The sequence below is a fragment of the Kitasatospora aureofaciens genome (assembly GCF_019192735.1).
GTDB classification, from domain to species: Bacteria; Actinomycetota; Actinomycetes; order Streptomycetales; family Streptomycetaceae; genus Kitasatospora; species Kitasatospora aureofaciens_A.
The window spans coordinates 1-14,093 of the sequence record NZ_JAHTKP010000027.1; the positions used below are offsets into that span (position 1 = coordinate 1).

The following is a 14,093-nucleotide window of genomic DNA, read 5'->3' on the forward strand; positions in this document are numbered from 1 at the left end:
GACACCCGATCCGGCGACGGACGACACCGCCCCGCCGGCACCAGAGCGATGCCGGCGGGCATCGGACCGCCCAGGCCGGACCAGGCACCCGAGGACGTGAGGAGACCCGCCGCCCCGTCACGGACCGTAGCCAAGAGCTACGCGCCCGGACAGGGACAACTCAAGGAACGCGGGCGACCAGCGCACCCAAAACCGTTCGGGATGCGCGCAGCGACAGGCAATGGGTCCAAGACTCACTCCTGCTCACTGATTAGGAACGGTAGGGCTCGCGGTGTTCGTGGACGAGATGGCTCGGACCGGCGACACCTGAACGGTGCTGGGCGGCCAGGGTCGTTGCGAGGGCAAGACGGTGGACGCGGATTCCGGCCGTACCGGAACGTCAGGCCTCCGCCTCGGCGGCCACCGTGGACAGGTCGACGTTCCAGGTGAAGTTTCCGGCCGGGCGTGCGGTGATGGGGGCCTCCTGTTCGGGGTTGGCGGGGTCGAAGGCCGATTCCAGGGTGTGGGTGACCTCGGGGCTGGTCCAGCACGGCATGCCCCGGTTCCAGGGGGCCGTGTTCCTGGCGACCTTCCAGCGGAACGAGACGCTGTAGGACTTCAGCCAGTACCCGGAAGTCATCTTCGCCGTGGTGGAGAAGCCGGGGTTGTCGTTGAACTCGATCTGGTTCTGGGCGTCGTTGATGACCGCGTCGGTGTAGGGCGGCCGGTAGGGGCCGTCCTGGACCCACTGGCGGTTGGACGCGTGTTCGCCGAACCCCTTCTTCGACTCGATGATCTGCACGCTGGAGTCGGTGACCTCCTGCCAGAAGTGGTAGTTGGTGGAGACTCGCTGCGGGGCGCCCGTCGGGTTCTTCAACCGTGCCACCTGCCGGAATCCGATGCTCTGATCGGCGTGCAGCCGCTGGCTCGACGGTCCGTCGTAGTCCGACTCGAACTCCAGGACGGGCCGGTTGAGGTCGAGGTTCGCCGCGCGGCTCTTGGCCCGGGTGCGGCGCTCCGGGGGCGGGCTGTTCCCGCTGATGCCCGCGGTCTCCTTGTTCCGCTTGGGCATCCGCTGCACCGCCTCCCCGGCTCGGGGGGACGGGCCCGCTCCGGTCTCGGCCCCCGCTTCCTCGCGGGCGAGCGGGGCCGACAGGGCGCGGACGGCGTTGGCCTCCGCCTCGCGTTCGTGGCGGTCGGACGGGTCGGAGATCCGCAGACCGTCGCCGCGGTCGGTGCCGGCGACCGGCCCCTGGCGCTGCTGGATGACGTGGGTGAGTTCGTGCGCCAGGGTGTGCTGGTCGCCGCCGCCCGCTCCGAGCACCACGTGGTTGCCCGAGGTGTAGGCGCGGGCGCCGACCTCGGCCGCGGAGGCGCGCGCCGTGCTGCCGGTGTGCAGCCGCACGTCGGAGAAGTCGGCCCCGAGACGGGTCTCCATCTCGCGGCGGGTGGTCGTGTCCAGCGGCCGTCCGGCGGTCCGTAGCACCTGGTGCACCAGGGAGCGCTGGAGCGGCAGCTCGTCCTGCCCGCCGGTGCCGCCGGACCCGCGTCGCGCCTGCTCGACCAGGCGGGTCACCGCGGCGTTGCCGATGGTCCGTTGCAGGGCGAGGGCGGTTCCGGACCTCGGGCCCGGCCGCACCGCGTGGGTGGCGGCGGGGGCGGGGCCCCGGTCGGCTCGCCGGTCCGGTTCGTGAGCGCGCACGGCGATCGGGTTCCTTCCTCCTTGTGGCGATTCGGTGCAAATACTGCTCCGGTCGCGCCTCTGGTGCGGGAACAGCGCAACGCTACTGCCGGACCGACGGAACGTCAGCAGCGCGCCGGGGCAGACTCCACCGTCCGCGGGGGGACGGACCGGCTGCCCGCCAGGGCCTGGCGGGTTTCCCCGGGAGGGCAGGTCGGTCGAGCCGCTGCGGTTCGACCGGGTTGTCGGTGGGTGCTCGAACCAGTCAGGGTATCCATCGGGTGTTGACATGGTCACGGGGCGTGAGAGGAGATGGAGAAGGGGGAGGCTGCGGAGATCAACGGGTCGGTCCCGACGGAAGGGGCCGTTGACATCGTTGGGGCATCGGGTGCACCTTTCCGGTCCGGTTTCCCGGGGAAGGAAGGTCACCCTGCACCTGCACGCCGATTCAGTTCCCCTGCCTGATGTCGCTCAGGGCTCCGCTGATGTTGAGGAGTTCGTGGCACGTCGACGCCTGCTTGCCCGAGGCCGGGGTGCCCGGAGACTCGCAGGTCACGTTCACCGTCACTGCCTGGTCCTCGGGGACCTGGATGGGAGTCACCCAGTGGTAGTCCTGGTTGCGGAAGGTCTCCAAAGCGATGGTGGTGATCGTCTGCTTGCCGGCCGTGATGGTCAACAGTCCTTGGTCTCCTTGGAAGTTGGCGACCACGATGTCGGTGATGTCGAAGACCTTGCCGTGCGGCACCTGGTAACTGCCCGCCGACGAGGCGCCGTTCGCGGTCTGCACGTCGATCGTGGCGGAGCTCTGCTGTCCGGTTCCCGGCACCGCCAGGCCCGGGCCGGTGCCGCGGCTGCCGGCGCCGGCGCTCGGCTGCCCGGCGCTCGGCTTGCCCTGGCCGTTGGTGCTCCCCCCGGAGGGGGCCGTCGGTGCACCGTCGGAGGGTGCGGCGGCGGTCGGACCCGGCGCGGCACTCTGCTGGGCGACGGCCTGCTCGGCGGCCTGCTTCGCGGAGCTGCGCACCGCCGGGCGGACCAGGGCGAACCAGGCCAGCAGCAACGCGAGCAACGCCGCCAGGAGGGCGAGCAGCCACTTGGGGAGGATCGACAGCTGGGTGAACTCGCCCTCCAGGACCGGACTCTGAATGGCAGTCAAGGGACCGCCGGCCGGTGCGGTCTCGGCCTTGCCGGCCGCTCCCTTGCCGTCCGTGTCCTTGCCGCCCGGGCCCTGCCCGGCCGCGCCCTTGCCGGCCGCGCCCTCCTCCGGGCCGACCGTGACCTCGAACGGCCAGGAGGCCGGTTTGCCGAACCAGATCAGCTTGCGGGCACGCGCCTGCAGCCGCATCTCGCCGGACTCGCCGGGTTCGAGGCGCAGCCGCTCCGGGGTGACCCGGAACCGCAGTTCCTCGCCGGCCTGCCCGGGAGTGAGGACCACGGTGCCGGGAGTGTTCCCGAGATTGCGCACCGACGTCCGGTAGCGTCCGCGCAGCCAGCCGCGACGGCGGCGGGGCGCGAGCGCGGCCTGCAGCTCGTGGAACGGCGTCACGGTGACCGTGGTCTCCGGAACCGTCACCAGCTCGGGGCGCTCGGCCGGCAGCACCCGGATGCCGAGCGGGAATTCACCGGCCCGCGCGGCGGGCGAACGCGGCGGGGCCAGGCGCACCGTCACCGTCGCGGACGTCCCCGGGTAGAGGGACACCCGGGCCGGCTCGACCGTCGTCCACGCGGCACAGTCGCCGACCACCTCCAGCGAGTACGCCTCAACGATGTCGAGGCCGTTGCGTACCGTCAGGGTCGTGGTGGCCACGACACCGGGCGCCACCGTCAGTGCGGGCAGGCCGAGTTCGGCGGATGTGGTCATAGCGTGACGGTAGGACCGCCGGCCCGTCCGCGGAGAGGGCCGTGCGGGCAAGCCGTGGGCACACCCCTTGCCCCGTGCGGACAGGCCGCCCCTGCCCGGTGCTGTCGTGGCGCAGCGCGCGATCCGGGCGCCCGCCCCACCCAGGCCCACGGCCGGCTCCGCCCCACGGCGGCCGACCGTCACCACCGCAGGTCCACTGGAGAATGGAGTGTTCGATGACGTCGACCGACACATCCCGTGAGGAGGTCGTCACCACCCGGCGGACCCCGGTGGCACCGCGGTCCGGCAGCGCCCGTCCTTCCGGGCCGGGCGTCCCCGTCCAGGTGCGCGGCAAGCAGGGCCAGGTACGCGTGGCGGTGTACGCGGAGGACCTCATCCTGCAGACCGGCGTGGTCCAACAGCTGCGCCAGCGGCCCGAGGTGGAGCTGTTGAGCGAGGGCGAGGCGGGAAAGGCGGAGGTCTCCCTGCTGGTGGTCGACGCCCTGACCGAGGCGGTGGCCGAGCACCTGCGCCGGCTGCGGCTCGCCACATCGGGTCGAATAGGCCTGGTGGTGGGCCACTTCGAGGCCGGCGGGCTGCAGACGATCGTCGAGTGCGGGGTCGCCGCGGTGCTGCGCCGCTCGGAGGCGGACCAGGACCGGCTGGTGCACCTCATCACCGCCCTCGCCAACGGTGAGGGCGTGATGCCCGGGGACCTGCTCGGTGAGCTGCTCGACCGGATCGGGAAACTCCAACGCACCGTGCTCGACGGGCGGGGTCTGACTCTGTCGACCCTGACGGCCCGGGAGGCGGAGATGCTCCGGCTGGTTGCCGAGGGCTTCGACACGAGTGAGATCGCGGCCAAGACCTCCTACTCCGAACGCACCGTCAAGAACGTGCTGCACGAGATCATCACGCGGCTGGACCTGCGCAACCGGGCGCACGCGGTGGGGTTCGCCATGCGGCGCGGTCTGATCTGAGGGCCACGGCTCTGAGGGCCGCGGCTCTGAGGGCCGCGGCTCTGAGGGCCACGGCTCTGAGGGGCACGACTCCGAGGGCCGTGACCGTCCACGACCGCGGCGTCCTGCCCTTCGGGGACACAGGTTGTTACCCCCGGCTCGGGCACCCGGGCTCTGTTCCCGGGCGCCCGAGCCGGTGAGACTGCCGGGGAGACCGCCCCTGCCACCCTGTGAGGTCGAGCGTGATCGGCGCCACCGGCACTCCCCGCTCCATCCGGCGGCCGGCCCGGGCCGCCGTCGCGGTACTGCTCGCGCTGGCGGCGGCCGTCGTGACCCTGGGCTCCGCCCCCGGAGGGCAGGGCGGCCCCGCGGGCCCGGCCGCCACGGCCGAACCGGCCGGTGGCCGGATCGTCTTCGCCGGCACGAACCACCGCGGCCTCGGCCGGGTGACCGGCACGGCTTCCAGCACCCCGCTGTTCGGCCCCGGCCCGATCCACTTCGACCAGGACCCCTCGGCCCGGGGCGGCGAGCTGGTCTTCACCAGCCTGCGGGACGGCCCGCTGCCGCAGGTGTACCTGCGCGACGCGGCCGGCGCGGTGCACAGGCTCACCACCGGTATGGACACCGCCCACCCCGCGCCGGCCCCGGACGGCAAGGCCGTCGTCTTCGAGGCGCTGGAGCCCACCGGGACCGGCAGCACCTCCCAGCACGTCCTGTGGGTGGTCAACCGGGACGGCACCGGGCTGCGCCGGCTGACCGACGGCTCGGCCGACGAGACGCATCCGACGGTCTCGCCCGACGGCCGGTGGGTCGCGTACGCCTGCACCGGCGACCCGGCGCACACCCAGATCTACCTGCGGCCGTTCACCGGCGGCGCGCCGATCAAGGTCACCAACGTGACCAGCGGGAACGCCGTGGACCCGACCTGGAACCCGCTGAACGACGACGAGCACCGCAACCAGATCGTCTACACCTGGGACCAGGGCGACCGGGGCCGCACCCTGATGCTCACCTCGCCCACCGGCGGAGACAAGGCGTTCTTTCCCGGCACCGGCTCCACCTGGAAGACCGGCTCCGCCTCCTGGCTGCCCGACGGCAGCGGGGTCCTCTTCCTGAGCCCCGACCGGCTCACCCCCACGGCCCCGGTCCAGCAGGCCGACCCGCCCCAGTCGCCGGTCGTGAACCTGTACCGCGCGCCGACCTGCTCCTGTACCGACCCCCAACTGCTCTACAGCACCAACCGGTTGATCGCGACGCCGGCCTGGCTGGGCGGACAGGCCGACGGCGGGCCCCTGGTGGAGCAGACCAGCGCCTCCGCCGCCGACGTCGCCGACCTGCAGGACGTCCGCCCCGACGGGGCCGACCCGCGCGACCTGGGCATCAGCGTGCTCAGGGAGGACCCGGCCGCCGACACCAACACCGATCCCGACCCGGCGGCCGACCCGCTCTTCCACCCCCGCCCCGGCTACGACCCGTGGTACGAGCGGCAGGCCTACACGCCCGACGGCCGGCAGATCGTGGTGACCCGCTACGAGGACTCGCCGACCGGGCGGATCGAACGGATCTGGCTGGCCGACGCCGACGGCTCGAACCCGCACCCGATGAACCTGGCCGGGCGCGGCCCGAACGACCGGGACACCGACCCTTCCTTCTCGCCGGACGGCAAGCTGATCGTGTTCAGCCGCAGCTCCCCGGGCGGCGGTCAGGAGCCGCCGCGTCCGGGGCGGATCGTGATCGCCCAGGTGTCCACGGGGGCGATCGTCGGCACCGTCGAGCCGCCGGCCGGCCGGCAGGGGGCCTCGGACGGCGAGCCCTTCTGGTCCCCCGACGGCAAGCTGATCGCCTTCTCCAGGACCGCGGTGATCAACGGCAACGCCGGCAACGTGCACGTCTGGACCGTGCCCGCCGACGACCTCGCCCGGCAGACCGACCTGAGCCGGGCGGTCTGCCCGGGCACCTGCAACGTCATCGACGACAGCCCCGGGTTCTCGCCCGACGGCCGGCGCATCGCCTTCAACCGCAAGGCCGGCGACGGCGGGAACAACCGGCAGGACGGACTGCTGGTCACCTCGCCCACCGGCGGCGACTGCACGGTGGTCCTGCCCGCCGGGCTCCGCGGGGACAAGGACGCCTGCACCCGGCCGCTGCCCGACACCTCCGCCACCGGCCCGTACCAGCCCCGCGACGTCGCCTGGACGGCGAACGCCGCGCAGCTGGTGCTCAGCTCCCGCCGGGCCCTGCCGCCGAACTCACCGGAGGGGCTGGCCGTCTACGACTTCGCGACCGGCACGCTCACCCCGCTCGACCGGCGGCTGCCGGGACGCCAGAAGGAACCGGCCGTCCAGCAGTCCGTCGACCTGGCGCTGAGCGCGCCCGCCCGGACCCCCGCCGTCCCCGTCGACACCGCCACCGACGTGGTGATCACCGTCACCAACAAGGGCCCCGCGCCCTCGCCCGGCACCGTCCTCACGGCCTCGGTGCCGACCGGCGCCCGGCTCGGCGGGCTGACCAGCCCGGTCGGGCAGTGCGACGCCGGGGCGTTGCGCTGCGACCTCGGCACCCTGGCACCGGGTGCGGAGGTCCGGGTGACCGCCACCCTGATCGGCACCCGGAGCGGCCCGCAGCCGTTCGGCTGGAGCGTCACCGGGACGGTGGTCGACCCGAACCCCGAGGACGACTCCGCCGAGACGATCCTGTCGGTGCTGGACACACCGACCCCCTCGCCGACCCCCTCGCCGACTCCTTCGCCGACTCCTTCGCCGACTCCTTCGCCGACTCCTTCGCCGACCCCGTCGCCGTCACCGTCCACCACGCCGGCCCCGTCACCGACTGCCTCACCGACCCCCTCGCCGACCCCCGCACCACCGCCCGGTTCGTCCACCCCCCACCGGCAGCCCGGGTCGCCGGCCGGCCCGGGAGTGGCGGTCGACGCCCAGCCCGACCCCGGCTACGTCGGTGGCCACGTGACCGTCAGTTACACCGTGCGCAACAGCGGGCGGGCCCTCGCAACGGGGCTGCGCCTGTCGCTCGGCCTGCCCGCGGGGGTGCCCACCGAGGCGTTGCCCCCGGGCTGCCGGGGCGGGACCTGTGCTCTGGCAGACCTGTCCCCGGGCGGCAGCCAGGTGGTCCGGGTGGTGCTGTCACCGGTGGCGGCGCTGGACACCACGGTCACTGCGGAGCTGACCACCACCGGCACCGACGCCGACCCGGGCCCGCACCGGGCCGGCACCCCGCTGCGCATCCTCCAGCCCCGCATCGTCGCCGTGCCGCCGATCGGCAAGCCCGGCTTCGTGACCTCCGTCCGCGGCGTGGACTTCCCGCCCGGCGTGCCGGTGCGCTTCACCTGGCAGCCCGGCATCACCGCCGCGGCCGCGCCCACCTACCCGCGGGCCGACGGCACCTTCGCGGGCCAGCTGCTCATCCTCCCCAAGGACGAGACGGGCCCGCGGACCATCACCGCCGACGGCCCCGGATTCTCCCCGGTGACCTGCCCCTTCCTCGTGGTGGAGGGCAGCATCGGCCCGCCGGGGGAGGTGGATCGGCGGTGATCCACGAGGTCGACGAGGCGCTGCGGCTGCTGCTCGCCGAGGCCGGTCTGCCGGAGCGCGGGGTCGAGGTGGTGTTCGACGCGCCCACCCGGGACCTGGCGGCCCGGCGCATCGCGCCGACGGTCGACGTCTTCCTCTACGGGATCCGCGAGGAGACGGGTCGTCGGCAGGCCGGCGCCGTCGCCGAGCACGACGCGGACGGCGTGGTGGTCGGCCACCGTGCCGCGCCCCGCTGGTTCGAACTGGCCTACCTGGTCACCGTCTGGACCAACCGGCCGCAGGACGAACACCGGCTGCTGGCCGAGGTGTTGCAGTGCCTGACCGCCGTGGACGCGCTGCCCGCCCGGGTACTCACCGGGACGCTCGCCCGGCTCGGACTGACCGTCGGGCTCGACATCGCGGGGCGCGACACGGGCCTGCCGTCGGTGTCCGACGTCTGGTCCGGGCTCGGTGGGGAGCTGCGGCCCTCGATCGACCTCAGGGTGCTCGCCCCCCTGCCCGGCGCGCTCCTCCCCGCGGGACCGCCGGTCACCGAGGGGCTGGTGGTGCGCGCCGAGGACACCACCAGGGAGGGCCCGGCACCCGCCGACGGCCCGGGCCGCCGACTGCGCTACCACGGTGGCGCGGACCCCGGACCGGACGGCTTCGCCGCGCCCCGGGACCGCGCGCTGCCGCCGGGCCGTCGGCCGCGGGGCGGGGCGCGATGAGCCTGGACCTCGGGTCGGCCGTGGACGGGGCACCGGCCGGCCCCGACCACCTCTGCCCCGACCATCTCTGGGAGAGGCTGCACCGGGTCGAGCAACGGGTCCGGACCGCGGTGCGCGAGCGCCGGGCCGACGACCCGGACCCGGACGACCCGTACCGCGGCCAGTACCTCGGCCCGGAGGCGGTGGAGCGGATCCTGGCGGCCTCCGCCGCCGCGGGCCGTGGCGGTGCGGTCCCCGGTGACGCGCCCGCGCCGCCGCCCGGCTCGCGGCTGGCGCGGCTCAGCGCCGCCTTCGGGCTGCTCCCGGTGGACCTCGAAATCCTGCTGGTGGCCCTCGCCCCCGACCTCGACACCCGCTTCGAACAGCTCTACGGTTACCTCCACGACGACCTGACCCGACGCCGGGCGACCATCGGGCTGGCCCTCGAACTGTGCGGACTGCCGGGGGCCGGCACCGGCCGTTTCCGGTTCTCCGCGCGGGCCCCGCTGATCGCCGGCGGCCTCCTGGAGATCTCCGAGCCGGAGCGCCCGCTGCTCTCCCGCATCCTGCGCGTGCCGGACCGGGTGACGGCCCATCTGCTCGGCGACGACGAGCCGGACGACGCGCTCGCCGGGCTGGCCCGTCGTGCCGCTCCCGGTGCCGGCCCCGGCGCCGGAGCGGCGGCGGAGCCCGTCGACCGGCTGCGCGCGGTCGCGGCGGACGGCGGACTGGTGCACCTGCTGGACCGGGGCGGGCACGCCGGCCCGCTGGCGGAGGCCGCCCTCGCGGCCGACGGGCGGCCGCCCCTGGTCGTCGACGCCGCCACGCTGGCCGCCCGCCCGCCGGGGAGCATCGTGCGGGTGCTCGCCCGCGAGGCGCGGTTGGGCGGGGGCGGTGTGGTGCTCGGACCGCTGGACCGGCTCGAACCCGAACGGCCCGAGCGGGCCGGTCTGTTGCGCGAACTGTGCGCGGAGCTCACCGGCGTCCCGTTGATCGTGTACGGCCCGCAGGTGTGGGACCCGGCCTGGGCACGGGAGAGCCCGGTGGTGGTCACCGTCCCGCCGCCGGACGCGCGCGGCCGGGCCGAGCAGTGGGCCCGCGCGCTGGCCGCGGCCCAGAGGCCGCCGGGCGGCCCGGCGGAGCACGGCGGGCAGGCGGCGCTGAGCGGCGAGTTGGCCGAGGCAGTGGCCGCCTACCGGGTGGACCGGGAGAAGCTGGAGGGGGCCGCCGCGGTGGCGGCCAGGACGGCGGCCGCCGAGCGGCGGCCGGTGCGCGCCGAGGACCTGCGGGCCGCGGTGCGGGCGCAGAACGCGGCGGGCCTGGACCGCCTCGCCCGTCGGATCGAGCCCGCGGTCGGCTGGGCCGACCTGGTGCTGCCCGAACCCACCGCGGGCCGGCTGCGCGAGCTCGTGCTGCGGGCCCGGCACCGCGACCAGGTGCTCGGGCAGTGGCGGATGCGGCCGGGCGGCGGCCGGGGGAACGGGGTGATCGCCCTGTTCGCGGGGGAGTCGGGCACCGGCAAGACGATGTCGGCCGAGGTGGTCGCCGCGGAGCTCGGGATGGAGCTGTACGTCGTGGACCTGTCCACCGTGGTGGACAAGTACATCGGCGAGACCGAGAAGAACCTGGAACGCATCTTCACCGAGGCCGCGCAGGTGAACGGCGTGCTGCTGTTCGACGAGGCGGACGCGCTGTTCGGCAAGCGCTCGAAGGTCGAGGACGCCCACGACCGCCACGCCAACGTCGAGACGGCCTACCTGCTCCAGCGCATGGAGTCCTTCGAGGGGATCGCGGTGCTGACGTCCAATCTGCGCGCCAACCTCGACGACGCGTTCACCCGGCGGCTGGACGTCATCGCGGAGTTCCCGCTGCCGGACGAGGCGCAGCGACGCCTGCTGTGGGACCGCTGCCTGGGACGGCGGCTGCCCCGCGGTGACGACCTCGACCTGGACTTCTGCGCCCGGAACTTCGAGCTCACCGGCGGCTCCATCCGGGCCTGCGCGGTCTCCGCGGCCTACCTGGCCGCCGGAACGGGCACTCCGCTGGGCATGGTGCAGCTGGTCGCCGCAGTGGTCGGCGAGTACCGCAAGCTCGGCCGGCTGGTGCTGGAGAGCGAGTTCGGGCCGTGGCTGGGCGTCCTCCGGGACGCCGGGCACGTCTGACCCCGCCAGGGGCACCAGGGACGGCGGGGCCGTCTGCGGCGCTTGCGGGCACCCGCCGCGGTGCCCGCCGGGGACAGTCGTTCCTGCCCCCGGTCCGGGACCGCGGGACATGTCCCCGGACGGTGCCCGGGCAGCAGACTCGGGGGCGAATGACTGGCCACCCGAAGGAGCGCGTATGCCGTCGTACCTCACCCCGGGCGTGTACGTGGAGGAGGTCCAGTCCGGTGCCCGGCCGATCGAGGGGGTCGGTACGGCCGTCGCCGCTTTCGTCGGCTTCGCCGAGACCGGTCCCTTCCACGAGCCCACGCTGGTGACCAACTGGGACCAGTACGTCCAGCGCTTCGGCGGGTTCACCGAGGGCACCTACCTGGCGCACGCCGTGTACGGCTTCTTCGCCAACGGCGGCGGCTCCGCCTACGTCGTGCGGGTCGGCGACCCGGCCCGGCAGGCGTCCGGCGGCGCCCCCACCCCCGCCGCACCCCCGCCCGTCGCGGTCGCGGGCTTCCTCTTCTCGGCCCTGCCCGGCGCGGGCGGCGAGGTGTCCGTCGAGATCGCCGACGTGGAGGGGGAGAACGTCCCCGAGGACCGGTTCCGACTGCTGGTCCGCCGGGGCGCCGAGGTCGTGGAGACCTACGACGTCTCGACCCGCAGGAACACCAAGGGATACGTCGTCACCCAGCTGCGGGAGTCGAAGCTGGTCGCGGTCACCGAACAGCCCGGCACCGCGCCGAGCCGCCCCGAGCGCCAGACCCACGCCCTCGCCGCCGCCCCCGCGCCGGCCACGGCCCCCGCGGCCCGGCTCGACCCCGCCGAGTACGTCGGCGACGCCGCGGCCAGGACCGGCTTCTCCGGTCTGGAGGCGATCGACGAGATCACCATGGTCGCGGTGCCCGACCTGATGAGCGCCCACCAGCGCGGCGACCTCGACGGCGAGGGCCTGCGGACCGTCCAACTGGCGGTGATGTCGCACTGCGAGCAGATGGGCGACCGGATCGCCGTGCTCGACCCGCCGCCCGGCCTGAACGCCCAGCAGATGCGCACCTGGCGCAACGAGGAGGCGGGCTTCGACTCCCGCTACGCCGCCCTCTACTACCCGTGGATCAAGGTGTTCGACCCGGCGAGCGGCCGCAACGTGCTGGTCCCGCCGAGCGGGCACGTCGCCGGGGTGTGGGCGCGCAGCGACGCCGAGCGCGGCGTGCACAAGGCGCCGGCCAACGAGGTCATCCGCGGTGCGGTGGACCTGGAGATCCGCCTCAGCAAGGGCGAGCAGGACCTGCTGAACCCGATCGGCGTCAACTGCGTGCGGGCGTTCCCCGGACGCGGCATCCGGATCTGGGGCGCGCGCACCCTCTCCTCCGACCCCGCCTGGCGTTACCTGAACGTGCGCCGGCTCTTCAACTACCTGGAGGAGTCCGTCCTCCTGGGGACCCAGTGGGTGGTCTTCGAGCCCAACGACGACCGGCTGTGGTCCAGCATCCGCCGGAACATCACCGCGTTCCTCACCGAGGAGTGGCGGCGCGGGGCGCTGTTCGGCCAGACCGCGACCGAGGCCTTCTACGTCAAGTGCGACCGCGACAACAACCCGCCGGAGTCCATCGACCTCGGGCAGGTGGTGTGCGAGATCGGGGTCGCGCCGGTGAAGCCGGCGGAGTTCGTGGTGTTCCGGCTGTCCCAGTTCTCCGACAGCACGAGCCTCGTCAACGAGTGACCGGCACGGTCGGCCCATCGCATCGGAAGGTGACAGCAAGTCATGGCTGAAGGCGATCCGCTCTCCACACACATCTTCGGCGTCCAACTCGGCGGCTACAACGTCGAGTCCGTCAAGGAGATCAGCAACCTGACGGTCGAACAGGACGTCGTCGAGTACAAGCAGGTGACCCAAGAGGGCAAACTCATCGTCCGCAAGCAGCCCGGCGCCCGGTTGCCCGGCGAGGTGACGATCACCCGCGGCCTGGACAAGAGCGGCGCGTTCACGGACTGGATCAAGGAGACCCTCAACAACGGGGCGATCAACACCGCGCGGCAGAACCTCACCATCGAGGTCAAGGACACCACCGGTGCCACCCTGCGGCGCATCCAGCTGATCAACGCCTGGGCCAGTCGCTGGGAGGGCCCCACGCTCAGCGCGGGCGAGTCCAGCGCCGCGACGGAGACCGTGACCATCGTGTTCGAGGAGATCAGCGTAGAGTGAGGCGACGGATCGGCCTTGAGGAGCTGCTGGAACGGGCTCCGGCCCAGCAGAACACCGCGCCGCAGCAGCAGGCCCCGGGACCGGTCGCGCCCCGGGGGCAGGCGCCGCACACCGAGTTCGAGTTCGAGCTGCCGCTCGGCTACGTCGACGACGAGGGCACCGTGCACCGGTACGGCGCCATGCGCCGGGCCACCGCCCGCGACGAGCTGATGCCGCAGATCGACCTGCGGGTCAAGGAGAACCCGGCCTACCTGAGCGTGGTGCTGCTCAGCCATGTGATCACCAGGCTGGGGGACGTCACCGACGTGCACACCGGGGTCGTCGAGCGGATGTACGCCACCGACGTGGCGTTCCTCCAGGACCTCTACCACCGGATCAACAGCGAGGGCCACACGCGCGCCGCGGTGACCTGCCCGCACTGCGACGGCGCCTTCGAGGTCGACCTCGCCGGTGGGCGCCTGGGGGAATCGTGACGTACGCGCCTGCTCGGCTGTACGAGGAGATCGCGTACATCGCCTACCACTTCCACTGGCAGCGGGAGGACATCCTGGACCTGACCCACCGCGAACGCCGGCAGTGGGTGCGCGAGATCGCGCGGCTCAACACCCGTATCAGCGAAGGCGGGTGAGCCGGATGGGGCTTCGGGACTGGATTGCCCGGCGGAGGACCGGCGGGACGGCGGGCGGGGGTGCCGGTGGTGAGGAGGCCGGGACGGGCGGAGCCGCTCCGCGGCGCCCGGTGGCGGGGGACGGGGGGTGGCGCGAGGTGGCGCCGCTGGTCCCGACCCTGGCCGGGACGGCGCACGGGGTCAGCGACGGCCTGAGGTTCCGGTCCCGGCTCGCCGCATGGCAGGACCCGTCGCTGTGCGGTCCGCTCGGGCATGCGGTCCTCCCGTCCGCCCCGGCGGGGATCCTGCGGGCGGTGGCGGCACCGGGTTCCCCGTCCACCATCGTCGCGGGCGGGGAGGAGCTCGTCCTGCCGGTCGTCACTGGAGCGGCCGGGGCGCAGGAACCGGGGGAGCCGGGGGAGGCCCGGCCGGTCCAGCGGTCC

General features: G+C 73.8%; 10 protein-coding genes. 8 read left to right on the forward strand and 2 right to left on the reverse strand.

The window, feature by feature from the left end; translation table 11 throughout:
• Nucleotides 1–379 precede the first annotated feature (379 nt).
• Nucleotides 380–1,681 carry an eCIS core domain-containing protein gene (locus KV557_RS23970; RefSeq protein WP_374106668.1) on the reverse strand — a complete coding sequence of 434 codons (1,302 nt, stop codon included), beginning with the start codon at nucleotides 1,679–1,681 and terminating at the stop codon, nucleotides 380–382.
• Nucleotides 1,682–2,108: 427 nt separating this feature from the next.
• Nucleotides 2,109–3,518: a COG1470 family protein gene (locus KV557_RS23975; protein ID WP_218203527.1), complete on the reverse strand. Its 1,410-nt coding sequence runs from the start codon at nucleotides 3,516–3,518 to the stop codon at nucleotides 2,109–2,111.
• 215 nt (nucleotides 3,519–3,733) lie between these two features.
• Between KV557_RS23975 and KV557_RS23980 the strand changes: the two genes are divergently transcribed.
• From KV557_RS23980 to KV557_RS24015, 8 genes are all read left to right on the forward strand, one after another.
• Nucleotides 3,734–4,477: a helix-turn-helix transcriptional regulator gene (locus KV557_RS23980; RefSeq protein WP_218203528.1), complete on the forward strand. Its 744-nt coding sequence runs from the start codon at nucleotides 3,734–3,736 to the stop codon at nucleotides 4,475–4,477.
• A gap of 221 nt (nucleotides 4,478–4,698) precedes the next feature.
• Complete coding sequence (locus tag KV557_RS23985) at nucleotides 4,699–8,004, forward strand: hypothetical protein (protein ID WP_308130044.1); 3,306 nt, start codon at nucleotides 4,699–4,701, stop codon at nucleotides 8,002–8,004.
• On the forward strand, nucleotides 8,001–8,711 hold the full coding sequence (locus tag KV557_RS23990) for a DUF4255 domain-containing protein (protein ID WP_218203529.1): 711 nt from the start codon (nucleotides 8,001–8,003) through the stop codon (nucleotides 8,709–8,711). Before KV557_RS23985 ends, KV557_RS23990 begins: the two co-directional genes overlap by 4 nt.
• Complete coding sequence (locus tag KV557_RS23995) at nucleotides 8,708–10,852, forward strand: ATP-binding protein (protein WP_218203530.1); 2,145 nt, start codon at nucleotides 8,708–8,710, stop codon at nucleotides 10,850–10,852. Before KV557_RS23990 ends, KV557_RS23995 begins: the two co-directional genes overlap by 4 nt.
• A gap of 175 nt (nucleotides 10,853–11,027) precedes the next feature.
• Entirely contained in the window at nucleotides 11,028–12,560 is a 1,533-nt protein-coding gene (locus KV557_RS24000) for a phage tail sheath family protein (RefSeq protein WP_218203531.1), read from the forward strand.
• A gap of 42 nt (nucleotides 12,561–12,602) precedes the next feature.
• Nucleotides 12,603–13,043: a phage tail protein gene (locus KV557_RS24005; RefSeq protein WP_218203532.1), complete on the forward strand. Its 441-nt coding sequence runs from the start codon at nucleotides 12,603–12,605 to the stop codon at nucleotides 13,041–13,043.
• A complete protein-coding gene (locus KV557_RS24010) occupies nucleotides 13,040–13,516 on the forward strand; it encodes a hypothetical protein (RefSeq protein WP_218203533.1) in 477 nt (158 codons plus the stop codon). The genes KV557_RS24005 and KV557_RS24010 overlap by 4 nt, the downstream gene beginning before the upstream one ends.
• Nucleotides 13,513–13,671, forward strand: coding sequence for a DUF6760 family protein (locus KV557_RS24015; protein ID WP_218203534.1), 159 nt, complete (start codon nucleotides 13,513–13,515; stop codon nucleotides 13,669–13,671). Before KV557_RS24010 ends, KV557_RS24015 begins: the two co-directional genes overlap by 4 nt.
• The last annotated feature ends 422 nt before the right edge of the window (nucleotides 13,672–14,093 follow it).